Here is a 26,450-nt window from a genome sequence, read left to right as displayed (position 1 = left end):
AGCGGGCATTGTAAGAGCTGCCACGCGTCCCCGATACCGGCAATCATTGGACGATTTTGGCCTCGACCAGCCGCGCCCATGGCGCAATCAGGCGTTCGGGCGTGCGACAGGCCTTGCGCTTGAGTACGAAGTTGCGGCACTTCTCGGCGAAGTCGTGGCGATTGTCCACCATGTCGCGCTGCATTTGCTTGAGCTCGCCATCACGACACGCCTGGACCGCCGGCAGGTTCCGTTCGGCCTTGCGGGCCCGGATGCTTTCATAGGCCGGATCGAGCAGCGCGCCGTTGGCCCGTTGCAGCAGCCACAGACCAAGCTGGTCGGGGCAGCGCGGGCCGATCTCCTGGACCATGCCGTAGCGCAACGCCTGGAGGGCGCTGATGGGCAGGCAGTCCTGGGTGAGTTTCCAGGCCATGTCCGGGCCGACTGCGCGGGGCAGGCTGTAGGTCCAGTATTCGGAGCCGTACAGGCCCATGGTTGCGTAGTGAGGGTTGAGCACAACCTCGCTGCGCGCCAGCACGATATCGGCGGCTAGGGCCAACATCACGCCGCCAGCCCCGGCGTTGCCGGTCAGGCCGCTGACGACCAGTTGCCGGGCGCTCAACAATTCAAGGCAAACGTCATCGATGGCCTGGATGTTGGCCCAGGCTTCCAGGCCGGGTTCGGCGGCGGCCTGGATCACGTTCAGGTGCACGCCGTTGGAAAAACTGCCGCGCCCGCCCCGGATCAACAGCACCTGGGTGTCCCGGGATTTGGCCCAGCGCAGCGCCTCGACCAGGCGTCGGCATTGCTCGGTGCTCATCGCGCCGTTATAGAACTCGAACGTCAACTCACCCACGTGACCGCATTCCCGGTAGCGAATGGGCTGATAAGCCTCATCGCTGAACGGCTGCCGGGCCAGCGAACCGTCGAGTACCGGAACATCGTCGAGCCGTCCCGACAGCACGTGGCGAGCCGGTCGCTTGAAGGTCTGTTCGCCGGGCTGCGGTTTGTGGCGCAGGGCGCCGATCCAGAGGCTTGCATCACCGGTTGCCACCAGCACCGCATCGTCACGCACGGCCAGCAATTCGCCGGGCAGGCCACGACGGACATCCGGATGGGCGTCGTACAGGTAAAACTGGCCGCCGGCCAGGCTGGCGAGCACGCCCGGCTGACCGTCGGCGGCGTCGATGCGGCGCTTGATGAAGCCGGTGCTGTCGTGCCAACTGAAGGCGCGGTCGTCCTGGGTCATGTTCGGTTGCAGGCGCCCGATAACGTGATGGCAGCTGTAATCCAGTGGCTGCGGGACGAAACCGGTGCCGAATTTATCCACGACTTCGCGGATGCAACGAATGGCCGCGTCGCTGACCGGGCCGTTATACAGCTCTGATTTACGCAGGCCTTCGGGCAGGTTGAATTCACAGGTGGCCCAGATCGGCCCGGCGTCCATTTCCTCCACTGCCTGCAATGCCGTCACGCCCCAGCGCTCGGGTTGCCGGGTGATGGCCCAGTCCAGGGCGCTGGCACCGTGATCGCCGACAATGCCGGGGTGGATGATCACCACCGGGCGTCGGGGGTTGCGCCACAGCCGCTCGGGGACGCGGTCCTTGAGAAACGGGCAGATCACTAGGTGGGCGCCACTTTCTTCGATTTTCCGGCAGACCGAGGCTTCATCGGTGAACAGCACCACGCTGGGGCGGTAGCCGGCCTCGCGCAGGTCCAGCCAGACGCGTTGGGTCAGGCCGTTGAACGCGGTCGACAGCAGAATGATCTTCAGTGCGGTCATGACAGTCTCTTCCTTGAGATGAGCGGGCGCAGGCTCCCGATGAGCCGTCCCTGGCTTTGATGGAGGCGCTAACTTAGCGGTTGCGGGAAGAGGGGCAACTGACGGGGATCAAGGTTGTGTCTACGGCATGAAAGCATGAGGGCAAAAACACGAATCCCGCCACGGGGGCGGGATTCGTTTGCAGCCAGGTGCACCCGAAGAAAGGGTGCCCAGACTCAGGCCGGGAACAGCTCGGACAGTTTCATCGCCAGCATCATGTCGCCTTCAGCGCGCAGTTTGCCGCCCATGAACGCTTGCATGCCATCGGTTTCGCCGCTGACGATGCCTTCGAGGGTTTCCCCGTCCATCACCAGAGTCACTTGGGCGTCCGGGTTTTCACCTTCCTGCAGTTCGCAGGTGCTGTCCTTGACGATCAGCGAGAAATTCTTGGTATCGTCGATGCGAAAACCGAATACCAGGTCCAGGCCGGCAGCGGCGGCTGGGTTGAACTTGGCTTTCATGGCTTGTACGGCGTCGGCTACGGAGGTCATGGTTTCGATCCTTATTTGGGTTAATACAGCAAGGGTCTACAGTAATCCGGACTCAGCGAAAGGTGATGAGGTCCGGGGCCTTCAGCAGTTGCAGGTGGGCATGACTGTTGAAGGAAGCCAGGGCCACCTCGCGGCCTCTGAATTTCAGATGGTTGAGCGAGGTGTTGACGATTTGCCAGTTCAGTTCGAAGGCCTGTCGGGCAGGTATCTGGGTGATCAGGTGGAGCAGGGCGGTGATGGTGCCACCGGACGTGAACACGGCGATTTTCTGAGTGTTGTCGGCTTGTTCCAGGATGCGGTGCAGGCCGGCCTGGACCCGCTCGACGAAACCCAGCCAGCTTTCCAGCCCCGGCGGGTCGTACTGGCCGCTGAGCCAGCGCTCGACGATCAGCGCGAAGATGCGTTGGAATTCGGCGCGGTTCTGCGCGGCGTTGCGCAGGATGTACAGGGCTTCGGGTTCCTGGGGGAGCATGTCCGGCAGCAGGGCGCGGATCACCGCGTCGGCGTCGAACTCGTTGAACGCTGAGTCGATTTCCAGTTCGGGAACCGGCAGCCCGGCGGCGGACATCTGGCCCAGCGCACCGGTGGCGGTGTCCTGCTGGCGGCGCAGGTCACCCGAGAGGCAGCGATCGAACACGACACCGAGCTCCACCAAGTGGCTGCCCAGCACTTGCGCCTGGCGTATGCCGTTGGGCGAAAGGACATCGTAGTCGTCCGCACCGAAGGAGGCCTGGCCATGTCGAATCAGATAGATGCTGCCCACGTCCGCGTCATCCCGGTACGTTGAAGGTTTGGCGAGGTTATGAGGATGGCGGTGAGCTGTCAATGAAAAAACATACGCTTGTTTGAAATGCCCGTTACAGCCTTGTCCTGCCTCGTCCCGCTAAGGTAACCATAGGTTTCATGGCTGGTCGCGACGCAGGCGCATGGGTATGCTGGGACCGTTACGCGCCTGCGTTTGAGCGGCGTATTGAACTGATTAGGAGCCACTGTGGAGTTTTTCATCGAATACGCCAGTTTTCTGGCCAAGACCGTGACGCTGGTAATCGCCATTCTGGTGGTGCTGGCCAGTTTTGCTGCGCTGCGCAGCAAGGGACGGCGCAAGTCGGTCGGCCAGTTGCAGGTGAGCAAACTCAACGATTTCTACAAAGGGCTGCGCGAGCGCCTGGAGCAGACGCTGCTGGACAAGGACCAGCTCAAGGCCCTGCGCAAGACAGAAGGCAAGGCTGAAAAGGCGCAAAAGAAACAGAAGGACAAACCGGCGGACAAACCCCGGGTGTTCGTGCTGGATTTCGACGGCGACATCAAGGCCTCGGCCACCGAGAGCCTGCGTCATGAAATCACCGCGCTGCTGACCCTCGCGACCTCGAAGGATGAAGTGGTGCTGCGCCTGGAAAGCGGCGGCGGCATGGTCCACAGCTACGGCCTGGCTTCGTCGCAACTGGCGCGCATCCGTCAGGCCGGCGTGCCGTTGACGGTGTGCATCGACAAGGTCGCGGCCAGCGGCGGCTACATGATGGCGTGCATCGGCGAGAAAATCATCAGTGCCCCATTCGCCATCCTCGGCTCCATCGGCGTCGTGGCCCAGTTGCCGAACGTCAATCGCCTGCTGAAGAAACACGACATCGATTTTGAAGTGCTGACCGCCGGTGAATACAAACGCACGTTGACGGTGTTCGGCGAAAATACCGAGAAAGGCCGGGAAAAATTCCAGGAAGACCTGGACATCACCCATGAGTTGTTCAAGAACTTCGTGTCCAACTACCGTCCACAGCTGGCCATTGATGAAGTGGCCACCGGTGAAGTCTGGCTGGGGGTCGCGGCACTGGACAAACACTTGGTGGACGAGCTGAAAACCAGTGACGAATACCTGGCTGAACGGGCCAAAAAAGCCGAGCTGTACCACCTGCACTACGCCGAACGCAAAAGCCTGCAGGAACGCATCGGCATGGCGGCCAGCGGTTCGGTGGACCGCGTATTGCTGAGCTGGTGGAGCCGCCTGACTCAGCAGCGTTTCTGGTAATTGGGGGGCAGGTGTTCCCAGGATTGGGGTGGGCTGCGGGATTTTGTGAAAGTCATGCTCCAATAAAAAAAGCCCTGATCCGGATGTTCCGGATCAGGGCTTTTTCATGGGGCAGTTTCAGCGACGACGAAACAGCGGCAGCGGTTCGTCAGTGGCAGCCTGGTAGGTTACCGAGAAGTCCTTGAGGCTTTCGAGGGCTTCGTAGGGGTCTTTGTCGGCACGCAAGGCAAAGGCGTCGAAACCGCAGCGGCGCATGTAGAACAGCTGGTCGCGCAGCACATCGCCAATTGCCCGCAATTCGCCTTTGAAACCATAGCGGTCACGCAACAGGCGGGCGTTGGAGTAGCTGCGCCCGTCGGTAAAGGCCGGGAAGTTCAGGGCGATGACCCGGAGCTGATTGGCGTCATCACCAATCTCTTCCGCTTCCTCGTCGGCGTCCAGCCACACACCCAGGCCGCCGTCGCGGGCCTTGAGGGCGTGAGCATGATCGCGCCACAGGGCCAGGGGTACGATCAGGTCATCGCAGTTGGAGATGCCATCGAAGGTCGCGTCCTTGGGCAGCAGGTGCCAGGTTTCGTCGATGACCTCGTTGTTCTTAATGATTCGCTGCATAGACGCGTTCCTTGAAGAGGTCGATGCCAATACGTTGATAAGTGTCGATGAAACGCTCGTCTTCGGTACGTTGTTCGATGTACACGTCAATCAGCTTCTCGATCACGTCAGCCATGTCGTCCTGTGCAAACGACGGGCCGAGGATCTTGCCCAGGCTGGCGTCGCGGCTGCCGCTGCCGCCCAGGGAGACCTGGTAGAACTCTTCGCCTTTCTTGTCCACGCCCAGAATGCCGATGTGGCCAACGTGGTGGTGACCGCAGGCGTTCATGCAACCGGAAATGTTCAGGTCCAGCTCGCCGATGTCGAACAGGTAGTCCAGGTCGTCGAAACGACGCTGGATCGATTCGGCGATAGGGATCGACTTGGCGTTGGCCAGGGAACAGAAATCGCCGCCCGGGCAGCAGATCATGTCGGTGAGCAGGCCGATGTTCGGTGTGGCAAAGCCTTGCTCGCGCAACTCGCCCCACAGGGTGAACAACTGGCTCTGTTCAACGTCCGCCAGGATGATGTTCTGCTCGTGGGACGTGCGCAGTTGACCGAAGCTGTAGCGCTCGGCCAGGTCGGCCACGGCATCCAGTTGCTTGTCGGTGATGTCGCCCGGCGCAACGCCGGTCGGCTTCAGGGACAGGGTCACCGCGACGTAGCCCGGCTTCTTGTGGGCCAGGGTGTTGCGGGTACGCCAGCGGGCGAAGCCTGGGTATTGCTGGTCGAGTGCGGTGAGCTCTGCGTCCTGATTGCTCAGGGCTTTATATTGCGGGTCGACGAAGTGCTTGGCTACGCGGTGCACTTCGGCTTCGGTCAACGTGGTCTGGCCGCCGCGCAGGTGAGCCATTTCGGCTTCGACCTTCTCGGCGAACACTTCAGGCGTAAGGGCCTTGACCAGAATCTTGATCCGCGCCTTGTACTTGTTGTCGCGACGGCCATAGCGGTTGTACACCCGCAGGATGGCGTCGAGGTAGCTCAGCAGGTCCTGCCATGGCAGGAACTCGTTGATGAACGCACCGACCACCGGCGTACGGCCGAGGCCGCCGCCCACCAGCACACGGAAGCCCAGCTCGCCGGCGGCGTTGTAGACCGTCTCCAGGCCGATGTCGTGGACTTCGATGGCGGCACGGTCCGAGGTCGAGCCATTGATGGCGATCTTGAACTTGCGCGGCAGGTAGGCGAATTCCGGGTGGAAGGTGGTCCACTGGCGGACGATCTCGCACCATGGACGCGGGTCGATCAGCTCATCGGCCGCGACACCGGCGAACTGGTCGGTGGTGACGTTGCGCAGGCAGTTGCCGCTGGTCTGGATCGCGTGCATCTGCACGGTGGCCAGTTCAGCCAGGATCTCGGGGACGTCTTCCAGGGCCGGCCAGTTGTACTGGACGTTCTGCCGGGTACTGATGTGGGCATAGCCCTTGTCGTAGTCGCGGGCAATTTTGGCCAGCATGCGCACCTGGCGCGAAGTCAGCTGGCCATAAGGCACCGCCACCCGCAGCATCGGGGCGAAGCGCTGGATATACAGACCATTCTGCAAGCGCAGAGGGCGGAATTCTTCTTCGCTCAGCTCGCCTGCCAGATAGCGTCGGGTCTGATCACGGAACTGCTTGACGCGGTCCTCGATGATCCGCTGATCGTACTCGTCATATACGTACATATAAGTCTCGTTCTCAGGCTTGGGCCGATCAGAAACAGCTGCATGTTGGCTCGCTGAAATCGGGTTCTGCCTCGGCAATTCTGCGCGCACGGCCGCGCACTCCTAGAGGAGCCGGTGCAAGATACCTGTTTTGGGTTATGCGCAAAAGTGATGTTTGAGTATATGTAAAGAACCAAAACGACTAATGAGATTGATTATTGGCTAACCCACATTTGTCGTATGGGCAATCATCGTCTTAACTGTGGTCGAGTCCGTATGCAATCACCTACAAAACCGACAAGAGGCGATGCAATGAGCAATCCGACCAAAGCAAGGAAAAGCGACAGTTCTGTTGATGCCTGGGCCATTTTGTTTCTGATTATCCTGGTGGTGGGCACTGCAGTGTTCTGGGTCAGTCATCAATAAAGCGGTGGTGAAAAAAACTGTGGGAGCGAGCAGGCCCGCTCCCACAGGGTTATGTGTGTGCCATAGATAGATTTACAACCCGGCCAGATGCACCACCAGCTTGACGATGCCAAACAGCGTCAGGGCGAAGATCACCGTGAACACTATTCCCAATATCACGAAGTGACTCGGTTTGCCGTGGGTGAAATCACGGGCGCGGTTCTTGCCGCTCTGCACGCCGAAGGCGGCAGCCAGCACGCTGTGCATCATCTGCCACAGCGTGGGCGGCTTGTTGTCGATTGGATCGTCCATAAATCCCTCGTCTGCCATGTGTTTGGGACAAGCATAGACAACCCGTGAAAAAAGAAACCCTTAGCTGTCGTAACCCAGGTTCGGCGACAGCCAGCGCTCGGTCACGCTCAGGTCCTGGCCTTTGCGGCCGGTGTAGCTCTGGACCTGATCCTTGTCGATCTTGCCCACGGCGAAGTACTGCGCCTGGGGATGAGCGAAATACCAGCCGCTGACCGCCGCCGCCGGGAACATGGCGTAGTGCTCGGTGAGGAACACGCCGCTGCGCCCGGCCTTCAGTTCGCTGGCCTCGGGGTCGAGCAGGCGGAACAGCGTGCCCTTCTCGGTGTGATCCGGGCAGGCCGGGTAACCGGGGGCAGGGCGGATGCCGGTGTATTGCTCTTTGATCAGGGCGTCGTTGTCCAGGCTTTCGTCCTTGGCGTAGCCCCAATGGTCTTTGCGCACCTGCTGGTGCAGCCATTCGGCGCACGCCTCGGCCAGACGGTCGGCCAGGGCCTTGACCATGATCGAGTTGTAGTCGTCGCCGGCCTCTTGGTAGGCCTTGGCGACTTCTTCGGCGCCGATGCCGGCAGTGGTGATGAAACCACCCACGTAGTCGGTCACGCCGCTGTCCTTTGGTGCGACGAAGTCGGCCAGGGAGAAGTTCGGCTTGCCGTCGGTCTTGATGATCTGCTGGCGCAGGTGATGCAGACGGGCCAGCGGCTTGCCGTCGTCGCCGTAGACTTCCAGGTCGTCGTCATGCACCTGGTTGGCCGGCCAGAAGCCGAACACGGCGCGGGCACTGATGAGTTTCTCGTCGATGAGCTTGCGCAGCATCGCCCGGGCGTCGGCGTACAGCGCGGTGGCGGCTTCGCCGACCACTTCGTCGGTGAGGATGCGCGGGTACTTGCCGGCCAGGTCCCAGGAAATGAAGAACGGTGTCCAGTCGATGTATTCGGCCAGGACGTTCAGGTCGATGTCGTCCAGCACCCGGGCGCCGATGAAGGTCGGCTTGACCGGCTGGTAGCTGCTCCAGTCGAACTGCGGCTTCTTGGCCACCGCCGCCGGGTAGCTCAGGCGTTCGGTGCGGGCGCTGCGGTTGGACGTGCGTTCGCGCACGTCTATGTATTCAAGACGGGTTTTTTCGACGAACGCTGGTTTGAGCTCCTTGGACAGCAACTGGGTGGCCACGCCCACGGCGCGAGAGGCGTCGGTGACGTAGATCACCGCGTCGTTGCTGTACTTGGGCTCGATCTTCACCGCCGTGTGGGCCTTGGAAGTCGTTGCGCCACCGATCATCAACGGCAGGTGGAAATCCTGGCGCTGCATCTCGCGAGCCACGTGCACCATCTCGTCCAAGGACGGGGTGATCAGGCCGGACAGACCGATGATGTCGCACTTCTCGTCCTTGGCCACCTGCAGGATTTTCTCCGCCGGCACCATCACGCCCAGGTCTACGACGTCATAGCCGTTGCAACCCAGCACCACACCGACGATGTTCTTGCCGATGTCGTGGACGTCGCCCTTGACCGTGGCCATCAGGATCTTGCCCTTGGCCTCCGGCTTGTCGCCTTTTTCCGCCTCGATAAACGGAATCAGGTGGGCCACGGCCTGCTTCATCACCCGGGCGGACTTCACCACCTGGGGCAGGAACATTTTACCGGCGCCGAACAGATCGCCGACGATGTTCATGCCGGCCATCAGCGGGCCTTCGATGACCTCGATCGGGCGGGTGAAGGACTGTCGCGATTCTTCAGTGTCTTCAACAATGTGCGTGGTGATGCCCTTGACCAGCGCATGTTCCAGGCGCTTGTTCACTTCCCAGCCGCGCCACTCTTCGGTTTCCGCTTCCTTGACGCTGCCATCGCCCTTGTACTTGTCGGCGATGGCGAGGAGGGCATCGGTGCCTTCGGGCGTGCGGTTGAGGATCACGTCTTCCACGGCGTCACGCAGTTCCGCCGGGATCTGGTCGTAGATCTCCAGTTGGCCGGCGTTGACGATGCCCATGGTCAGGCCCGCGCGGATCGCGTACAGCAGGAACACCGAGTGAATCGCCTCGCGCACCGGGTTGTTGCCGCGGAACGAGAAAGACACGTTGGACACGCCGCCCGAGGTCAGTGCGTACGGCAGTTCGTCGCGGATGTAGGCGCAGGCGTTGATGAAGTCCACGGCATAGTTGTTGTGCTCTTCGATGCCGGTGGCGACGGCGAAGATGTTCGGGTCGAAGATGATGTCTTGCGGCGGGAAGCCGACTTCATTGACCAGGATGTCGTAGGAGCGTTTGCAGATTTCCTTTTTGCGCGCTTCGGTGTCGGCCTGGCCGGATTCGTCGAAGGCCATCACCACCACGGCGGCGCCGTAGCGTTTGCACAGCTTGGCGTGGTGGATAAATTGCTCCACGCCTTCCTTCATGCTGATGGAGTTGACGATACCCTTGCCCTGGATGCATTTGAGGCCCGCTTCGATCACTTCCCATTTCGAGGAGTCGATCATGATCGGCACGCGGGAGATGTCCGGTTCGCCGGCGATCAGATTGAGGAAGGTCACCATGGCCTTCTTCGAATCGAGCATGCCCTCGTCCATGTTGATGTCGATCACCTGGGCACCGGCCTCGACCTGCTGCAGGGCCACTTCCAACGCCTCGGTGTAATTGTCTTCGCGGATCAGCCGGGCGAACTTGGCGGAACCGGTGATGTTGGTCCGCTCGCCGACGTTGACGAACAAGGAGCTGCGATCGATGGTGAACGGTTCCAGGCCCGACAGGCGGCAAGCCCTGGGGATTTCCGGAATCTGCCGCGGCGCGTAGCCGGCCACAGCCTTGGCGATGGCTTCGATGTGCGCCGGGGTGGTGCCGCAGCAACCGCCGACGATGTTCAGAAAACCGCTCTGGGCGAATTCCTCGATGACTTTGGCGGTCTCGACCGGCAATTCGTCGTATTCGCCGAATTCGTTAGGCAGGCCGGCGTTCGGGTGCGCCGAGACGTGAGTGCTGGCCTTGTTCGACAGTTCTTCGAGATAGGGGCGCAGCTCGCGGGCACCGAGGGCGCAGTTCAGCCCCACGGAAATCGGATTGGCATGGGCCACGGAGTTCCAGAAGGCTTCGGTGGTCTGGCCGGACAGGGTGCGGCCGGACGCGTCGGTGATGGTGCCGGAGATCATGATCGGCAGCTCGACACCCAGCGCTTCATAAACCCCTTGCACCGCGAAAATCGCAGCCTTGGCGTTCAGCGTGTCGAAAATGGTTTCGATCAGGATCAGGTCGGCGCCGCCTTCGATCAGGCCCTGGGTGGCCTCGGTGTAGTTTTCCACCAGTTCGTCGAAGGTCACGTTGCGGTAGCCGGGGTTGTTCACGTCCGGCGACAGCGAGCAGGTGCGGCTGGTCGGGCCGAGCACACCGGCAACGAAGCGCGGCTTGTTTGGCGTTTCGAGGGTCTTGGCGTCGGCCACCTTGCGGGCCAGGCGCGCGCCTTCCAGGTTCAGCTCGTAGGCAAGGCCCTGCATGCCGTAGTCGGCCTGGGAGACTTGGGTGGCGTTGAAGGTGTTGGTTTCCAGGATGTCGGCGCCGGCATCCAGGTAGGCTTTTTCGATGGCGCCGATCACGTCGGGGCGGCTCAGCACCAGCAAATCGTTATTGCCCTTGACGTCGCTCGGCCAGTCGGCGAAGCGCTTGCCGCGGTAGTCTTGCTCCTCGAGCTTGTAGCTCTGGATCATCGTGCCCATGCCGCCGTCGAGGATCAGAATGCGTTCCTTGAGAGCTTGCTGGAGAAGATAAAGGCGAGCGCTGCGATCGGACATAGGACTACCTGGGAAAAAAAGACCATTACGAAGGCCCGAATGATAACAAACCTGTGCGGGATTTGATCATGGATGGCTTTTTCATGAATTCTGCTCATGTTTGCAACCCCATGCTGGCCCGGTAGAATCGCCAGACACTCTTTCAGGATCCGAGACATGCCGTACCGCGTCTTCTTCGGCAGTCTGTTGCTGCTGTTGTCTTTTAACGCAGCTAACGCAGCCTCTTCGGATCCCGCTCCGACGCTTTCCTATACCCGCGACATCCAGCCGATCTTCACGGAAAAATGCGTGGCCTGTCATGCCTGCTACGACTCCGCGTGTCAGTTGAACCTGGGCAGTGGCGAAGGCGTTGCCCGGGGTGCCAGCAAGCTTTCGGTGTATGACGGCGAACGGCGCCAGGCCGCTGACCCGACCCGATTGTTTTATGACGCCTCCGGCCAGCGGGCCTGGCAGCGCAAGGGCTTCTATTCGGTGCTCGATGCCCAGGGCAGCCAGGCCTCGCTGATGGCACGGATGCTGGAACTGGGGCACAGCACGCCGCTGCAGCCCAATGCCAAGCTGCCGGAAGACATCGTGCTCGGGCTCAACCGTGATAATAGCTGCGCGATGCCGAGTCAATTCGACGAATACGCCGCCGTGCATCCCAAGGAAGGCATGCCCTTGGCCGTCACCGGCCTGACCGACCAGCAATACCAGACCTTGCAGCGCTGGCTGGCCGCAGGCGCGCCCATCGACCAGCAGGGCTTGGCCCCGAGCGCCGCCGAAGCCTTGCAGGTGGTGCAATGGGAAAACCTGCTCAACGCCCCTGGCGCCCGGGAAAGCCTGGTAGGCCGCTGGTTGTTCGAGCATTGGTTCCTGGCGCACATCTATTTCAAGGACGGCGCGCCGGGGCATTTTTTCCAGTGGGTGCGTTCGCGCACGCCCACCGGCCAGCCCATCGACCTGATCAACACCCGCCGCCCGAATGATGATCCCGGCACCAGCGTCTATTACCGGCTCTGGCCGGTGCAAGGGGTGATCGTGCACAAGACTCACATCACCTACGGGTTGAACGCGGCCAAAATGGCGCGGATCAAGAGTCTGTTCTACAGCGGCAAATGGCAGGTCAGCGCGTTGCCGGGCTACGGGCCGGAGCGCCGGGCCAACCCGTTTTCCACCTTCGAAGCGATCCCGGCCCAGGCCCGTTATCAGTTCATGCTCGATAACGCCGAGTATTTCGTGCGCACCTTCATTCGCGGCCCGGTGTGCCGGGGGCAGATCGCCACGGATGTGATTCGCGATAATTTCTGGGTGCTGTTCCAGGCCCCCGAACATGATCTGTACATCACCGACCCGAACTACCGTGGCCAGGCCACGCCGTTGCTGGCGATGCCGGGGCAGAACGACGACGTGGGCAGCGTCCTCAGCCTGTGGGTCGAGTACCGGGACAAACGCAACGAGTACGACGCCTTGCGCCGCGACAATTACGCCGAGCTGCCGGCGCCAAGCTGGTCGACCCTGTGGGCCGGTAACGACAATGCGTTGCTGAGTATTTTCCGCAACTTCGACAGTGCGTCGATCGCCAAGGGCCTGATCGGTGAAGTGCCGCAGACGATGTGGCTGTTCGATTTTCCATTGCTGGAACGCACCTATTACCAGTTGACGGTGAACTTCGATGTGTTCGGCAACGTTTCCCATCAGCTCCAGACGCGATTGTATTTCGACCTGATCCGCAACGGCGCGGAACAGAATTTCCTGCGCCTGATGCCGGCCGATTCCCGGGCAGGCTACCTTGATGACTGGTACCAGGACGGTGGCAAATTCAAGATGTGGCTGGATTACGAGGCCATCGACAACGACAAACCGACAGCGCTCAAGCTTGACGAGCATGACCCCAAGCGCGATTTCGCCCAGCAATTGCTGAGCCGTTATGGCGACCTGAACGCTCGGCCCGATCCGATCAACCGCTGCGACGGTGCCTATTGCTCACGCCCGAACATCGATCCGGCCCTGCAGGACGCCGAACAGGCTCTCAGTCGGCTGGTTTCGCGTCCGGCGGCGGGGCTGCGCGTGATCGACCAGTTGCCTGAGGCGACAATGCTGCGCATCGAAACCGCCAGCGGCCACCGTGAGGTCTACAGCCTGCTGCGTAACCGCGCCCACAGCAACGTGGCATTTATTCTGGGTGAGGACATGCGTTACCAGCCGGGGCTCGACACGTTGACGGTGTACCCGGGCGTGCTCAGCAGCTACCCGAACTTCATGTTCAACATCCCGGCCTGGCAAGTGCCGGCGTTCGTCGATGCCATGGAAAGCGCCCAGGATGCGCCGGCTTTCGAGCGGATCGTCGAACGCTGGGGGATTCGTCGCAGTCACCCACAGTTCTGGTACTATTTCCACGACCTGAGCCAATACATCCAGGAGACGGAGCCGCTGGAAACCGGCGTGCTGGACATGAATCGCTACCAGAACCTCTGATCGGCATACCCGGCGGCGTCCCCCGCGCCGCTGGCTGCTTTCCTGACAAAAATACTAGGACTTTGTCCGGCGCGATGATTGGCGTAAACTGCTGGCAAGCCTGCGAGGAGTTTCCATGACCGCCATTACCATTACCGATGCCGCCCACGATTACCTGGCTGACCTGCTGTCCAAGCAGAACACCCCGGGTATCGGGATCCGCATCTTCATCACCCAGCCCGGCACCCAGTACGCTGAGACCTGCATTGCCTACTGCAAGCCGGGGGAAGAAAAACCCGAAGACACCGCGCTGGGGCTCAAGAGCTTCACTGCGTACATCGACTCGTTCAGCGAAGCGTTCCTGGACGATGCGGTGGTCGACTACGCCACCGACCGCATGGGCGGCCAACTGACCATCAAGGCGCCGAACGCCAAGGTACCGATGGTCAATGCCGACAGCCCGGTCAACGAGCGCATCAACTATTACCTGCAAACTGAAATCAACCCGGGGCTGGCCAGCCACGGCGGCCAGGTTTCGCTGATCGACGTGGTGGAAGACGGCATCGCCGTGCTCCAGTTCGGCGGCGGCTGCCAGGGCTGCGGCCAGGCTGACGTGACCTTGAAGGAAGGCATCGAGCGCACCCTGCTCGAGCGCATTCCGGAGCTCAAGGGCGTGCGCGACGTGACCGACCACACGCAGAAAGAAAACGCTTACTACTGATAGGCGTTCGCTGCGGAAAAAACGGTGTGTGGCGAGGGAGCTTGCTCCCGCTCGATTGCGAAGCAATCGCAAGGCAACCGATGCGTTCTTCGTGATGGGCGCATCGGTTGACGGGGACCGCTCTGCGGTCCAGCGGGAGCAAGCTCCCTCGCCACAATTGCTTGAGGGCCTGACAGATTGCTTCAGGGCCTGTAGAGATGCGCATGCCCGGCGCGGTACAGCGAGGATTCGCTGAACAGGTCATTGCCCAGCACGCGCCCCACCAGAATCAACGCCGTGCGGCGAAAGCCCTTGGCTTGCACTTTTGCGGCAATATCGGCCAGCGTACCCACGACCCAATCCTGATCCGGCCAGGTGGCCCGGTGAATCACTGCGATCGGGCAATCCGCGCCGTAGTGGGGCAGCAGTTCGCTAACGATTTTCTCAAGATGATTGACCCCCAGGTGAATCGCCATGGTCGCCCCGTGCTGCGCCAGGCTGGTCAGTTCTTCCCCAGCAGGCATTGCGGTTTTGTCCGCGTAACGGGTGAGGATCACGCTTTGGGACACGTCCGGCAAGGTCAGTTCGGTGCCCAGCAGGGCTGCGCAGGCTGAGGTCGCGGTGACACCGGGGATGATCTCGAAAGGGATGTCCAGTTCGCGCAGGCAGCGAATCTGTTCGCCGATGGCGCCGTACAGGCTCGGGTCGCCGGAGTGCACCCGGGCCACGTCCTGGCCCTTGAGATGGGCGGTTCTGATCAACTCGATGATCTGTTCCAAGTGCAGTTCGGCACTGTTGACCACTTGGTCGGCACGATGCCCTTCAAGCACCGCCGTTGGCACCAGAGAGCCTGCGTAGATGATGACTGCGCAGCTGCGGATCAGCCGCTGGCCTTTGACGGTGATCAGTTCCGGGTCGCCGGGGCCGGCGCCGATGAAGTAAACGGTCATGACCGGCTCCTGAAAAGGTGAGTGAGCGACGCCCAAATGAGGATTGCTCATGATCCTGAGCGCGGATTATCGGGATTTACGACGCCACCGCCAATGCCAACGTGGCCTTGGGGGCCTTTTGGCGGGGAATCAGCAGCCTTGCGGGCGCCGTGCCTAATTGGTCGGCCAGGGCAAGGGCCGCGCTTTCGGCGATGCCGTAGCAGCCGGTGTGCTCGAACGCGATTTGGGAGCGGTGACTGAGACGCTGTTGAGCACTGGCCAACTGCCCGGCACTGAAGCACGTCAGCGGCAGCGCCAACTGCTCGGCCAGTTCCAGCAGCCCCGGTTCGTCACGCTTGAGGTCGATACTGGCCAGGGCCCGCACCGACTGGAGCTCAACGCCGTGGGCCAGCAGCGTTTGATCGAGCAATGCTCGCAACGTGCTGGCCGGGCAACCACGCTGGCAACCCAGGCCGATCACCAGGACCGGCTCAGTGCTCATGCGTCGCGGTGGGCTTGACCGCCACGGCGAAACAGCCAGGTGCTGATCAGGCCCAGGGCCAACCAGAACGCGACGTTGGTCAATTGCGAGGCGATCTTGAACTGGCTTTCAAGCGCTTCGGGCGCCAGCATCGAATGGACTTCGGGCTGCGGCGCGCCGATGACATGGGGCACCAGCAAGGTCGCCACGCCCAGCAGCTTGAGCAGCCAATGCCGGCCGAAGGCGATCAGGGCAATGCCCACGGCCGTGGACGCTGCGGTGCCGATCCACCACATCTGCCGCTGGGCCAGGTCGGCCGCCGCAGTGCCGGGCAATTCCGGTGGCAGCCCGAGGGTCGGCGCCAGGACGAAAGTGGCATAACCGGCCAGGCCCCAGAGCAGGCCTTGGGAAGTGCGGGTTGGCGTGCGCAGCGTGTACAGGCCCGCCAGCATCAGGGCGAAACCCACGGCGACCACCAGGTTGCCGCCCGTGGTGGACAGCACGCGCTGCCAGCCATCCTCCGGTTCCCAGGCTTGGGCGTCGTGGGTGTGAGCAACCCCGGCGGCGTGTTCATGAACCTCGGCAGCTGGGGCTTTTTCGTAGGTTTCAGCCTGCAGAATCAGCGGCGATACCCAGAAACTTTGCAGGAGGGTCAGCAGCAGGGCGGCCAGCAGTCCACTGAACCCGGCGGTTTGCGCGATACGCTTAATCATCTCGTCAGGTCTCAATGGCACGGGAATGCGGCGCTGTGGCGGGTGTCGTGGGCCGCGTTATGCACCGCTTCGATGTGGGAGAAACCGGCGAAATAGACCAGGCCGGCGCCCAGGATCGAGGCGAAGATCGCTGCGCTCAGGCGCTGGCTCAGGGTGGTGGTGCTACTGGCGGTGCGGGCGATGCTGCTGATGGTCGACATGGCGCTTCCCTCGGGTTGTGTCGGCGGGGGAAGCGAGCGCAATGAAAACCCTGGCGAAGGCCCGCCAAGGTTCGAACAGCGCCCGCCCACCGCGGGTTGTTGATGCATGAGTCATGGGCCGGTCTCCGGGCTCACGAGGGGCAGGGCTTGCGCCTGGCCTGCAAGCGTCACCTTCCCATGCGCCCTTTTTGTAGCAGGGCATACACAGTGGATTCGACGCTTCGCTCGCTTACCGTTGCGGGGGCAGCACCGGACTGACGTGGCTTTGAAGTAAAGCACACGATTCACCGGTTTCCCGTTTCACCCTGTGAAGGGCACCCGTAACTAGGCGCACAGGAGAGCATGGGCGGGGGCGGGGCGTCAATTGGCATGGGTTTGCAGATTGACATCGAGTTGCCCCTATCGCGAGCACATACACCACAGAACTCCCTCGCAAACATTGACCCGCCCCCACACCCTGCGTAGCCTTGCGCCTTCGAGGTTCTTCGGCTCGCGCCGAAGCTAAGAAGGGAACGCGGTCCAAGCCGCGGCTGCCCCCGCAACTGTGAACGGTGATGTTTCTGCCAGGCCACTGTGCATGCACTTTACAAAAAAGTGCGCACGGGAAGGCGCAGTAATTGCCAGTACCAGGCTTTGTATGAAAAGCCTGGACTGGCCCACCGTCAGCCAGGAGACCTGCCTCGAGACAGATTCTCACTACAACCGGGCGGGGTGATCCGGTGGCGAAATCTTCCGCGCACGTCTGTGCCTGCGGTTGTCGTCCGGTTTGCCCGCCACCTTGCCAAAGGGCATCCGATGAAAACACTGGCCAAACTCCCCGTCACCATCGTCACCGGTTTCCTCGGCTCGGGCAAAACCACCTTGCTGCGGCACATGCTCGACAACGCCCAGGGGCGACGCATTGCGGTGATCGTCAACGAATTCGGCGAGCTGGGCATCGACGGCGAGATCCTCAAGCAGTGCTCCATCGGTTGCACCGAAGAAGAAGCCAACGGCCGCGTTTATGAACTGGCCAACGGCTGCCTGTGCTGCACGGTGCAGGAGGAGTTCTTCCCGGTGATGCGCGAGCTGGTGGCCCGGCGCGGCGACCTTGACCACATCCTCATCGAAACCTCCGGTTTGGCCCTGCCCAAGCCGCTGGTCCAGGCCTTCCAGTGGCCGGAAATCCGCAGCGCCTGCACCGTCGATGCGGTGATCACCGTCGTCGACAGCCCAGCCGTGGCCGCTGGCACCTTCGCCGCGTTCCCCGACCAGGTTGATGCCCAGCGCAAACTCGACCCGAACCTGGATCACGAATCACCGCTGCACGAACTGTTCGCCGATCAACTGGCGAGCGCCGACCTGGTGATCCTCAACAAAGCCGACCTCATCAGCCCTGAAGACCTGGCCAAAGTCCGTCTGGAAGTGGCCGAAGAGCTGCCGCCGGCGGTCAAGGTCATTGAAGCCAGCAGCGGTCGCCTGCCGCTGGACGTACTGATTGGCCTGGGCACCGGCTCCGAAGAGCACATCGACGGCCGCCACAGCCATCACGACCATCACCATGGCGGCGACGAAGACGATCACGATCATGATGCCTTCGATTCGATTTCCATCGAACTGCCCCAGGCTGACGAAAGCCTGTTGCTGGACGCACTGACGCAACTGGTGGTCCAGCACGGCGTGCTGCGGGTCAAGGGTTTTGCAGCGATCCCGAACAAGCCGATGCGCCTGCTGATCCAGGGCGTGGGCACGCGTTTTGACAAGCATTTCGACCGCCAGTGGGGCGCCGATGAAGCGCGGGTTACCCGTCTGGTGCTGATTGGCCAAGCGCTGGACGCCGGGCTGCTCGAAGCGCAGTTGCGCGCCGCCCTCAGCGCCTAAGCCATGCACCTGCTCAGGACCCAACCCGGCGGCTTCGTATCGGACGACAACATTGCCGACCTGGGGCAAACCCCCGCCGAGCTGGTGATCCTGTGCAGCGGCGATTCCAGCCTGGCGCTGCTGGCCGAAGCGGCGAAGCAGTTGCCGGGCGACTATCCCGAGTTTCGCCTCGCCAACCCGATGCAGGTGCAGAACCATGCCTCGGTGGATCTGTACTTCGAAGACGTGCTGCGTCACGCCAAGGTCATCCTGTTGTCGCTGCACGGCGGCATTGGCTATTGGCGCTACGGCATCGATCGGCTGATGGAACTGGCTGGGCGCGGCGTCAAGCTGATCCTGGTGCCGGGAGACGATCGCCCGGACCCGGAACTCAGCGACCTGAGCAACGTGCCCGCCGCCGACCGTGACCGGCTCTGGCAGTTTTTGCGCCAGGGTGGGCTGGGCAATGCCCTGGACCTGTTTCATAACCTGGCCAGCCAATGGTTCGGTCGCGATTATCCTTGGCGTGAACCGCAAACCCTGCCACGCACGGCGATCTACCATCCGGAAAAAACCAGCGCCAGCCTCAGCGATTGGCAAGCCGACTGGCAGGCCGATGAACCGGTGGCGGCCGTGCTGTTTTATCGCTCCCACTTGCAAGCGGCGAACACGGCGTTCATCGATGTATTTTGCCAGCGGCTGCAAGCGGCAGGGCTCAATCCGCTGCCAATCGCCGTGGCGAGCCTCAAGGAGCCCGGTTGCCTGGCGTTGGTCGAAGACTGGCTGGATGAGGTGGCGGCGGGGGTGATCCTCAACACCACCGGGTTCGCCCAATCCAGTCCCGAAGCGCCGCACTTGCGTCCGTTTCGCCGCAATATCCCGGTGATCCAGGCGATCTGCGCCCAGGACAACGAACCCGGCTGGCGCGCCAGCGAACAAGGGCTGGGGCCGCGGGACTTGGCGATGCACATTGCCTTGCCGGAACTGGACGGGCGGATCATCAGCCGCCCGATCAGTTTCAAGGATCTGGCTTGGCGCAGCGAGCGCAGCCAGAGCGACGTGGTCTGCTACCGGGCTGTGCCCGAACGCATGGATTTTGTCGCCGAACTGGCGCGGCGCTGGACCACCCTGGGGCGCCTGCCCAACGAGCAAAAGCGTGTGGCGTTGATCCTCGCCAACTACCCGACCCGGGACGGGCGTATCGGCAACGGCGTCGGCCTGGATACCCCGGCGGCGGCGTTGAATATCCTGCGGGCTTTGCAGGCCGAGGGCTATCCACTGCCGGCCGAATTGCCCTCAAGTGGCACCGCGCTGATCCAGCAGTTGCTCGGTGGGGTCAGCAACGATCTGGACAATCTCGACCTGCGACCCTGTCATCAAAGCCTGGCGCTCGATGCTTATCAAGCCATGTTCGACGCCCTGCCCGAGGCCAATCGCCGGGCGGTGCTGGAGCGCTGGGGTTCGCCCGACAAGGATCCGATGTTCCGTGATGGCCGCTTGATGGTCGCCGGCCTGCGCCTGGGCCTGACCTTCGTGGGCATCCAGCCGGCCCGCGGTTATCAGGTCGATCCGAGTGCGGTGTACCACGACCCGGACCTGGTGCCGCCTCACGGTTATTTGGCGTTTTACTTCTGGTTGCGCAACACCTACGGCGCCCATGGGGTGATTCACGTCGGCAAGCACGGCAACCTCGAATGGCTGCCGGGCAAGGGCGTCGGGCTGTCGGAGAGCTGCTGGCCGGATGCGCTGTTGGGGCCGCTGCCGAACATCTATCCGTTCATCGTCAACGACCCGGGCGAGGGCGCCCAGGCCAAACGCCGCACGCAAGCGGTGATTATCGACCACTTGATGCCACCGCTGACCCGCGCCGAAACCTACGGGCCATTGCGTAACCTCGAACTGTTGGCCGATGAATACTACGAGGCGCAATGGCTGGACCCGCGCCGGGCCCGGGAACTGCAACGGGATATCCTGAACCTGGTGCGCGAGACCCACATCGACCGCGAGCTGCAATTGGACGCCCCGCTGGACGGCGACGCCGACGCGGCGATCTGGTTGCCGCGCCTGGACACCTACCTGTGCGATTTGAAGGAATCGCAGATCCGCGACGGCTTGCACATTTTTGGCGAGTCGCCCACCGGACGGCTGCGCATCGACACCTTGCTGGCGTTGCTGCGCATTCCCCGTGGCGACGGCAAGGGCGCGCAGTCGAGTCTGCTGCGGGCGTTGGCCAAGGCGTTCGAGCTGGGTTTCGATCCGCTGGATTGTGCCCTGGCCGAGCCTTGGACCGGACGCTGCCCCGAGGTGTTGCGCAACATCAGCGCCGAAGCCTGGCGCACCGCCGGTGATACCCGCGAACGCCTGGAATTATTCGCCGGGCAGTTGATCGAGCAGGCCCTGGAAGGCCTGGTCGAGCAACTCGACGCGCCGGGTTGGGAGATGGTGAGCAGCATCATCCAAAACCTGCGATCCGTTGTGGCTCCACGTTTGGACGCTTGTGGCCCGGCTGAAATGCGCGGCCTGCTCGATGCGTTGAGCGGGCGCTTCGTGCCGGCCGGCCCCAGCGGTGCACCGAGTCGCGGCCGCCTGGATGTGCTGCCCACTGGGCGCAACTTCTTCTCGGTGGACGTGCGCAACCTGCCCACCACCACGGCGTGGCGCATCGGTTTCCAATCGGCGAACCTGATTCTCGAGCGGCACTTGCAGGATCACGGCGATCACCTGCGCCAACTCGGCCTGTCGGTGTGGGGCACCGCCACCATGCGCACCGGCGGCGATGACATTGCCCAAGCCATGGCGCTGATGGGCGTGCGCCCGGTTTGGGCCACGGGCAGCCAGCGGGTCGATGATTTCGAGATTTTGCCGTTAAGCCTGCTGGACCGGCCTCGGGTCGATGTGACGCTGCGGGTGTCCGGATTTTTCCGTGATGCCTTTGCCAACCTGATCCGGCTGTTCGATGCGGCGGTGCAGGCCGTTGCCGCTCTTGATGAACCAGAGGACTTGAACCCCTTGGCGGCGAAGGTGCGCAGCGAGCGCGAAGCCTTGCTGGAATCAGGCCTTGAGCCAGAGGCTGCAACCCGCCAGGCCGGCTGGCGGATTTTCGGTGCCAAGCCCGGTGCCTATGGTGCAGGCGTGCAGGGCGCCATCGACGGTCGCTTGTGGCAGAGCCGCGAGGACTTGGCCGAGGTGTACCTGAACTGGGGCGGCTACGCCTACGGCGCCAGCGATGAAGGCACCGCCGCCCGGGATCAATTTTCCCGGCGCTTGAGCCAGGTGCAAGCGGTGTTGCAGAACCAGGATAACCGCGAACATGACCTGCTTGATTCCAACGATTACTACCAGTTCCAGGGCGGCATGCTGGCGGCAGTGGAGACCCTTAGCGGTGAAGCAGCGGCCAGTTACCACGGTGATCACAGCCAGCCGGACCTGCCGAAGATCCGCACCCTGAAAGAAGAACTCAACCGCGTCATTCGGTCGCGCGCGGCCAATCCGAAGTGGATCGAGGGGGTCAAGCGTCACGGCTATAAAGGTGCGTTCGAACTGGCGGCGACGGTGGACAACCTGTTTGCGTTCGACGCCACCACGCAGTTGATCGACGATCACCAGTACGCCTTGCTGGCCGAGGCCTACTTGCTCGACCCGGACACCCGGGACTTCGTCCGCCAGCACAACCCCGACGCCCTGCGGGACATGACCGAGCGCCTGCTCGAAGCGCAGCAGCGAGGGATGTGGCAGCAGCCGGGTGAGTATCGCGAGGCGTTGGAGAATTTGTTGTTGGACATAGAAGAAGATGGCTGACACGCATACTCAGCAGGCCAGACACAACCTTGTGGCGAGGGGATTTATCCCCGCTGGGTCGCGAAGCGCCCCCTATCAGCCACCTAGGTGTGTCAGCCTTGTTGGAGTGTGATTTTTGGGGCTGCTTCGCAGCCCAGCGGGGATAAATCCCCTTGCCACACTCTGTTCACACTGACTTCCCCGACCACCTTGAGAACTCAACATGACCGACACCCCCCATTTCCCGCTCTGCGCCGTGGTCGGCGCCGATGACCTGAAACTGGCCCTGTGCCTGGCCGCGATCGATCCGAAAATCGGCGGTGTGCTGATCGAAGGCCCGCGGGGCATGGCCAAGTCCACGCTGGCCCGGGGCCTGGCGGATCTGCTGGCCAGCGGTCAATTCGTCACCTTGCCCCTGGGCGCCACCGAAGAGCGGCTGGTGGGTACCCTGGATCTGGACGCGGCCCTGGGAGAGGGGCGTGCGCAGTTCTCCCCGGGTGTGCTGGCCAAGGCCGATGGCGGTGTGTTGTACGTCGATGAAGTGAACTTGCTGCCCGATCACCTGGTGGACCTGCTGTTGGACGTGGCCGCCAGCGGCACCAACCTGATCGAGCGCGACGGCATTTCCCATCGGCATCCGGCGCGCTTTGTACTGATCGGCACCATGAACCCGGAAGAAGGCGAACTGCGCCCGCAATTGCTCGACCGTTTCGGCCTGAACGTGGCCCTCGGCGGTCATACCGAACCCTCTGAGCGCGGGCAGATCATTCGTCGGCGGCTGGATTTCGACAGCGATCCGGCGGCGTTCTGCGCCGCGTGGGAACCGGTCCAGCAGCAGTTGCGCGAACGCTGCCAACAGGCTCGTAATCGGTTGGCAGGGATTGCGCTGGATGATGCGGCGTTGGCGCAGATCACCGAGCGTTGCTTTGCCGCCGGGGTCGACGGTTTGCGGGCCGATCTGGTCTGGCTGCGGGCCGCCCGGGCCCATGCCGCGTGGCGCGCTGCGGCTGCCATCACCGATGAAGACATCGATGCGGTCGCCGAGTTTGCCTTGCGTCACCGCCGACGTGGGCATTGGGCCCCGGCACCTGCGCCGCCCCAGGCGCCGTCGACTACCGAAAAAACCGTCGAACCCAACGAAGGTCAGGGCCAGTGGGGCGACCTGCCGGCCCGGGCGTTGCCAACCGGTGCCCGGCGTGACGTGCCGAGCTGGCCAAAAAAGCCCTAGGCATTCGCCCCCGTTCACCCGCGGGGGCGAATGCCAGACCCCGTGCGGGACGGCTGGACCAGGGGCGTCAGGGCCGCAGTAAAGCGGCGGCCAGTGGTGCGGTGAACTGGCCGGCTACGTTGCTCAATGGCCGTCCACGTCTGCGTGAAGAGCTGCGTTTCCACGGGCGCCATCGTTCGTCCCATGAGCTGTGGCTGGTGCTCGTCGACGCCTCGGCCTCGACCCGTCGTCATCGGGCCTTGACCGATGGCAAAGGCCTGCTGGCACAACTGTTCGATGATGCCTACCGACAACGTGCCCGGCTGGCGCTGCTGACGGCCAGCGGCAGTGCTCCGACCTGGCAGGTGCAAGGACTCAAGGCGTCTGCCGGCCTGCGGGGCTGGCTCGATGGGTTGGGCGCCGGTGGCGGTACTCCGTTGCTGGCTGCGCTGAACGAGGCCGGACGCTGGCTGACAGCCCGGCGCAAACGCTTTCCGGCGGAGCAGCAGCGGGTGCTGGTGATGACCGACGGGCGAGTGAAAGAGGGGCTGTCACTGCCGCCACTCGATTGCCCGTGCCTGTTGATCGACATCGAACGAGGCCCAATTCGCCTGGGCCGGGCCCGGCAGTTGGCGGGGCAGTTGCAGGCTGAGTACCGGCATATTGATGAAGGGTTTCCTGGCTGAGATCTGTGGTGAGCGATCTGGCCTCATCGCGAGCAGGCTCGCTCCCACATTTGATCTGCTGTGAACACATAATTGAGGAACACCACAGAACCCATGTGGGAGCGAGCCTGCTCGCGATAGCATCATCTCAGTACCGGATTGCACACTTAACCCGGATTGCTGCTCTATGCTCAGGCAGCCCCCACAGGAGTGAACCATGCGCGTACTCGTCACCAACGCCCAGGACGATTTCCGGGTCAAGGCCTATGCCGGCACCAACGGTGTGTTGCTCGCCATGGACCTGGCCGAATCCCGGCGCAAGGGCTTGCTGGGCTTTGCCATCGAGAAGCAGCAGGGCGACAAGCCCTGGCTGTTCCTGTTCAACAGCCTGACCTTTCCCGACAAGACCCACACGTTCCCCCAGTTCCACGCCACGCCGAGCGATCAGGCGCCGTTGCAGAAATTTCGCTGGGCCGACTACGCCGTCAACCCCGGGGTGACGATTCACTACCGCGTGCACCTGGCCTATGGCAGCCCCGATGCGCCGCAGTTGGGGGAGTCTTTGGAAGTCACGGTCACCAGCGACGACGGATCGCCGGCCAACCAGCGGGTGATCTTCAATCGCGCCGTCGCCGCCAGCCAGGCTTTCCAGCGCAAGTTTCCCGAACTGGACGCGCTGATCAGCGCTAACAAAAACCTGTCCATCGATGACTGGCCCGACGCACCGCGCCGCTGGCTGGAAAATGGCTTGCTGGGACGTTTGACCGGTTTCATCGACCGGGCACTGGACGCCAACTGGGCCCTGGATGTCGCCATCTACGAATACGAACTGCCGGTGATCGTCGACGCGGTGAATGCCGCTTATGCTCGCGGCGCGCAGGTGCGGGTGCTGTACCACGCCAAGCCGGGAGACGACACGACGGTAAGCAACGAAGCCAGTCTTGAAAAACTGCCGGTGGCCAACAAGCGCGGGCGGGTCACTCACAAGATTTTCCATGACAAGTTCATCGTGCTGAGCAAGGTTGACGGCGCCGGTTCGTTACAACCTGAGGCGGTAATGTGCGGCAGCGCCAACTTCACTCCCAACGGTGTCTACCGTCAGGCCAACGTTATTCATGTGCTGGACGACCCACGGGTAAGCGACAGCTACCGCCAGGTGTTCGAGCAGATCTGGGCTGCACCGCAAGATGTCGCGGCCACCCGCCAGTGGCTCAGTCAGCACAACCCCATGGCCCCGGAGCAGGCATTGTTCACCGGCTTCTCGCCACGCACGGGCGAGGGCGACCTGGACCGCTTCGTCGACATCATCGATGCCGCCCGCAAGGACCTGTTGTTCGTTACGGCATTCGTCTTGCCCGACCGGATTCTCGATGCCTTGCTCGGCCGGCCCAATGACGACGTGCTGCGTTACGGCCTGCAAAACACCAAGAGCCGCATCACCGGGTTTCATGCCGACCGCACCGCCGAATTCGCCGCTACGGCGTTGCTCAATACCGGCCTGGAAGGCTGGCTCAAGGAAACCATGAAAGGCCAGAAGGGCAACCTGCTGGTGCACACCAAAGCCATCGTCACCGACTTCACCAGCGACGCGCCGACCATCATCAGCGGCAGTCATAACCTGAGCGCCGCAGCCAGCAGCGGTAACGATGAGAACTACCTCATCATCCAGGGCGACACCGACCTGGCCGACCGCTATGGGCTGGAACTGTTGCGTTTCTATGAACATTACCGCTTTCGCTATTTCGCGAAAAAACTGGCCCTCAAACAGGTCAAGCCGCTGGCGGTGGATGACAGTTGGAGCGATGACTATTACCGCGACGGGGATTTGCGGATGTTGTCCAGGGTGAGGTTTTGCGGGCGTTAGGCGCAGCAGGTTATGCGGTGATAGCATAGGGCTACCTATCAGCTTGGAAGCTGCCATGAACCTCTGTCACGGAATGTCCGGTTTACTTCGCACCAGTGTCACGATCCTGTTGTTGATCCTATGTACTTCGGCTATCGCCGCCAACAAACCGTGTTCCGGAAGCAAAGGCGGCATCGCCGGGTGTGACGGCGATATCTTTCTGTGTAACGACGGCTCCATCAGCGCTTCAAAGAAATCCTGTTCTGCTGAGTTGGGGCTAAGTAATGAGGCTCGACCGCAGTCGTTGCTCAAGTCCTCTGACGGTTGCCAATGCGGCAGTGGCAGTTATTGCGTCGGCCCCCGTGGTGGCGTCTATTGCCTCACGCCTGGCGGTAGCAAGAGTTACAAGCGCAAATAGGGCGAACACTTTCAGAAACACCCACAGGGTTTGCGACGTCAATAAGCAGGGTTGAGAGCTCACCGGCTCCGTTTCGGTGCGGCTAAGGGGAGCGAGCAACTCGCTTGGCCTCTGTTTGGGGCCTTGCTACCCGTGCGCCGTGGCCAAGGGTATCAACGGCGGTAGCGGATGTGCGCCGCCGTCCACCTATCTGTTTTTCCCATCTC

General features: G+C 62.3%; 20 protein-coding genes and 2 riboswitches. Of the genes, 9 read left to right on the top strand and 11 right to left on the bottom strand.

The window, feature by feature from the left end; all coding sequences use genetic code 11:
* Window positions 1–43: 43 nt before the first annotated feature.
* From ACA047_RS18495 to ACA047_RS18485, 3 genes are all read right to left on the bottom strand, one after another.
* Complete coding sequence (locus ACA047_RS18495; RefSeq protein WP_497351715.1) at window positions 44–1,762, bottom strand: hydrogenase maturation protein; 1,719 nt, start codon at window positions 1,760–1,762, stop codon at window positions 44–46.
* A 215-nt stretch (window positions 1,763–1,977) separates the two neighbouring features.
* Window positions 1,978–2,292, bottom strand: coding sequence for an SCP2 sterol-binding domain-containing protein (locus ACA047_RS18490; protein WP_008154977.1), 315 nt, complete (start codon window positions 2,290–2,292; stop codon window positions 1,978–1,980).
* Window positions 2,293–2,344: 52 nt separating this feature from the next.
* Complete coding sequence (locus ACA047_RS18485; RefSeq protein ID WP_497351713.1) at window positions 2,345–3,055, bottom strand: histidine phosphatase family protein; 711 nt, start codon at window positions 3,053–3,055, stop codon at window positions 2,345–2,347.
* A gap of 228 nt (window positions 3,056–3,283) precedes the next feature.
* Between ACA047_RS18485 and sohB the strand changes: the two genes are divergently transcribed.
* Complete coding sequence (gene sohB, locus ACA047_RS18480; protein ID WP_497351711.1) at window positions 3,284–4,315, top strand: protease SohB; 1,032 nt, start codon at window positions 3,284–3,286, stop codon at window positions 4,313–4,315.
* 117 nt (window positions 4,316–4,432) lie between these two features.
* Here the strand turns inward: sohB and ACA047_RS18475 are convergent, their stop codons facing one another.
* The 4 genes from ACA047_RS18475 to metH all read right to left on the bottom strand — a co-directional run bounded on the left by ACA047_RS18475 (window position 4,433) and on the right by metH (window position 11,036).
* Complete coding sequence (locus ACA047_RS18475) at window positions 4,433–4,927, bottom strand: DUF934 domain-containing protein (RefSeq protein ID WP_497351709.1); 495 nt, start codon at window positions 4,925–4,927, stop codon at window positions 4,433–4,435.
* Window positions 4,911–6,569, bottom strand: a complete 1,659-nt coding sequence (locus ACA047_RS18470; protein ID WP_497351707.1) for a nitrite/sulfite reductase — start codon at window positions 6,567–6,569, stop codon at window positions 4,911–4,913. The genes ACA047_RS18475 and ACA047_RS18470 overlap by 17 nt, the downstream gene beginning before the upstream one ends.
* A gap of 477 nt (window positions 6,570–7,046) precedes the next feature.
* Window positions 7,047–7,265 carry a DUF2970 domain-containing protein gene (locus tag ACA047_RS18465; protein WP_497351705.1) on the bottom strand — a complete coding sequence of 73 codons (219 nt, stop codon included), beginning with the start codon at window positions 7,263–7,265 and terminating at the stop codon, window positions 7,047–7,049.
* Between the two features lie 60 nt (window positions 7,266–7,325).
* A complete protein-coding gene (gene metH, locus ACA047_RS18460) occupies window positions 7,326–11,036 on the bottom strand; it encodes a methionine synthase (protein WP_497351703.1) in 3,711 nt (1,236 codons plus the stop codon).
* 156 nt (window positions 11,037–11,192) lie between these two features.
* Here metH and ACA047_RS18455 point away from each other — a divergent pair, with 156 nt between their 5' ends.
* A complete protein-coding gene (locus ACA047_RS18455; protein WP_497351701.1) occupies window positions 11,193–13,493 on the top strand; it encodes a fatty acid cis/trans isomerase in 2,301 nt (766 codons plus the stop codon).
* A 115-nt stretch (window positions 13,494–13,608) separates the two neighbouring features.
* The gene (gene nfuA, locus ACA047_RS18450; protein ID WP_003182850.1) at window positions 13,609–14,193 is read left to right on the top strand and encodes a Fe-S biogenesis protein NfuA; all 585 of its coding nucleotides are present in this window, start codon (window positions 13,609–13,611) and stop codon (window positions 14,191–14,193) included.
* Between the two features lie 182 nt (window positions 14,194–14,375).
* Here nfuA and cobM read toward each other — a convergent pair whose 3' ends face one another.
* From cobM to ACA047_RS18430, 4 genes are all read right to left on the bottom strand, one after another.
* On the bottom strand, window positions 14,376–15,122 hold the full coding sequence (cobM, locus tag ACA047_RS18445; RefSeq protein WP_497351699.1) for a precorrin-4 C(11)-methyltransferase: 747 nt from the start codon (window positions 15,120–15,122) through the stop codon (window positions 14,376–14,378).
* 76 nt (window positions 15,123–15,198) lie between these two features.
* Window positions 15,199–15,603 carry a cobalamin biosynthesis protein gene (locus tag ACA047_RS18440; RefSeq protein WP_497351697.1) on the bottom strand — a complete coding sequence of 135 codons (405 nt, stop codon included), beginning with the start codon at window positions 15,601–15,603 and terminating at the stop codon, window positions 15,199–15,201.
* Window positions 15,600–16,295, bottom strand: a complete 696-nt coding sequence (locus ACA047_RS18435) for a CbtA family protein (protein WP_497351695.1) — start codon at window positions 16,293–16,295, stop codon at window positions 15,600–15,602. Before ACA047_RS18435 ends, ACA047_RS18440 begins: the two co-directional genes overlap by 4 nt.
* 11 nt (window positions 16,296–16,306) lie before the next feature.
* A complete protein-coding gene (locus ACA047_RS18430) occupies window positions 16,307–16,495 on the bottom strand; it encodes a CbtB domain-containing protein (RefSeq protein WP_497351693.1) in 189 nt (62 codons plus the stop codon).
* A gap of 99 nt (window positions 16,496–16,594) precedes the next feature.
* Window positions 16,595–16,832: riboswitch (cobalamin riboswitch) on the bottom strand.
* A 124-nt stretch (window positions 16,833–16,956) separates the two neighbouring features.
* Window positions 16,957–17,192, top strand: a riboswitch (cobalamin riboswitch).
* A gap of 98 nt (window positions 17,193–17,290) precedes the next feature.
* Here ACA047_RS18430 and cobW point away from each other — a divergent pair.
* The 6 genes from cobW to ACA047_RS18400 all read left to right on the top strand — a co-directional run bounded on the left by cobW (window position 17,291) and on the right by ACA047_RS18400 (window position 26,244).
* Entirely contained in the window at window positions 17,291–18,355 is a 1,065-nt protein-coding gene (gene cobW / locus ACA047_RS18425) for a cobalamin biosynthesis protein CobW (protein WP_497351691.1), read from the top strand.
* A 3-nt stretch (window positions 18,356–18,358) separates the two neighbouring features.
* The gene (cobN, locus tag ACA047_RS18420; RefSeq protein ID WP_497351689.1) at window positions 18,359–22,132 is read left to right on the top strand and encodes a cobaltochelatase subunit CobN; all 3,774 of its coding nucleotides are present in this window, start codon (window positions 18,359–18,361) and stop codon (window positions 22,130–22,132) included.
* Window positions 22,133–22,334: 202 nt separating this feature from the next.
* The gene (locus ACA047_RS18415; protein WP_497351687.1) at window positions 22,335–23,339 is read left to right on the top strand and encodes a magnesium chelatase ATPase subunit I; all 1,005 of its coding nucleotides are present in this window, start codon (window positions 22,335–22,337) and stop codon (window positions 23,337–23,339) included.
* Between the two features lie 101 nt (window positions 23,340–23,440).
* Entirely contained in the window at window positions 23,441–24,004 is a 564-nt protein-coding gene (locus ACA047_RS18410) for a vWA domain-containing protein (protein WP_497351685.1), read from the top strand.
* A 196-nt stretch (window positions 24,005–24,200) separates the two neighbouring features.
* Window positions 24,201–25,847, top strand: a complete 1,647-nt coding sequence (locus ACA047_RS18405; RefSeq protein WP_497351683.1) for a phospholipase D-like domain-containing protein — start codon at window positions 24,201–24,203, stop codon at window positions 25,845–25,847.
* A 73-nt stretch (window positions 25,848–25,920) separates the two neighbouring features.
* Window positions 25,921–26,244 (top strand): YdcA family protein, encoded by a 324-nt coding sequence (locus ACA047_RS18400; protein ID WP_497360438.1) that lies wholly within the window; start codon window positions 25,921–25,923, stop codon window positions 26,242–26,244.
* Window positions 26,245–26,450: the final 206 nt, after the last annotated feature.

The organism is Pseudomonas sp. LBUM1664, from assembly GCF_059695895.1.
Note: the sequence above shows the minus strand (reverse complement) of the source record. Positions and strands in the feature narration are given on the sequence as shown.

Coding starts and splice junctions, on each gene's coding strand:
- ACA047_RS18495 (WP_497351715.1), bottom strand. CDS start 1,762: ATGACCGCACTGAAGATCATTCTGCTGTCGACCGCGTTCAACGGCCTG.
- ACA047_RS18490 (WP_008154977.1), bottom strand. CDS start 2,292: ATGACCTCCGTAGCCGACGCCGTACAAGCCATGAAAGCCAAGTTCAAC.
- ACA047_RS18475 (WP_497351709.1), bottom strand. CDS start 4,927: ATGCAGCGAATCATTAAGAACAACGAGGTCATCGACGAAACCTGGCAC.
- ACA047_RS18470 (WP_497351707.1), bottom strand. CDS start 6,569: ATGTACGTATATGACGAGTACGATCAGCGGATCATCGAGGACCGCGTC.
- ACA047_RS18465 (WP_497351705.1), bottom strand. CDS start 7,265: ATGGACGATCCAATCGACAACAAGCCGCCCACGCTGTGGCAGATGATG.
- metH (WP_497351703.1), bottom strand. CDS start 11,036: ATGTCCGATCGCAGCGCTCGCCTTTATCTTCTCCAGCAAGCTCTCAAG.
- ACA047_RS18455 (WP_497351701.1), top strand. CDS start 11,193: ATGCCGTACCGCGTCTTCTTCGGCAGTCTGTTGCTGCTGTTGTCTTTT.
- nfuA (WP_003182850.1), top strand. CDS start 13,609: ATGACCGCCATTACCATTACCGATGCCGCCCACGATTACCTGGCTGAC.
- cobM (WP_497351699.1), bottom strand. CDS start 15,122: ATGACCGTTTACTTCATCGGCGCCGGCCCCGGCGACCCGGAACTGATC.
- ACA047_RS18440 (WP_497351697.1), bottom strand. CDS start 15,603: ATGAGCACTGAGCCGGTCCTGGTGATCGGCCTGGGTTGCCAGCGTGGT.
- ACA047_RS18435 (WP_497351695.1), bottom strand. CDS start 16,295: ATGATTAAGCGTATCGCGCAAACCGCCGGGTTCAGTGGACTGCTGGCC.
- ACA047_RS18430 (WP_497351693.1), bottom strand. CDS start 16,495: ATGTCGACCATCAGCAGCATCGCCCGCACCGCCAGTAGCACCACCACC.
- cobW (WP_497351691.1), top strand. CDS start 17,291: ATGAAAACACTGGCCAAACTCCCCGTCACCATCGTCACCGGTTTCCTC.
- cobN (WP_497351689.1), top strand. CDS start 18,359: ATGCACCTGCTCAGGACCCAACCCGGCGGCTTCGTATCGGACGACAAC.
- ACA047_RS18415 (WP_497351687.1), top strand. CDS start 22,335: ATGACCGACACCCCCCATTTCCCGCTCTGCGCCGTGGTCGGCGCCGAT.
- ACA047_RS18405 (WP_497351683.1), top strand. CDS start 24,201: ATGCGCGTACTCGTCACCAACGCCCAGGACGATTTCCGGGTCAAGGCC.
- ACA047_RS18400 (WP_497360438.1), top strand. CDS start 25,921: ATGTCCGGTTTACTTCGCACCAGTGTCACGATCCTGTTGTTGATCCTA.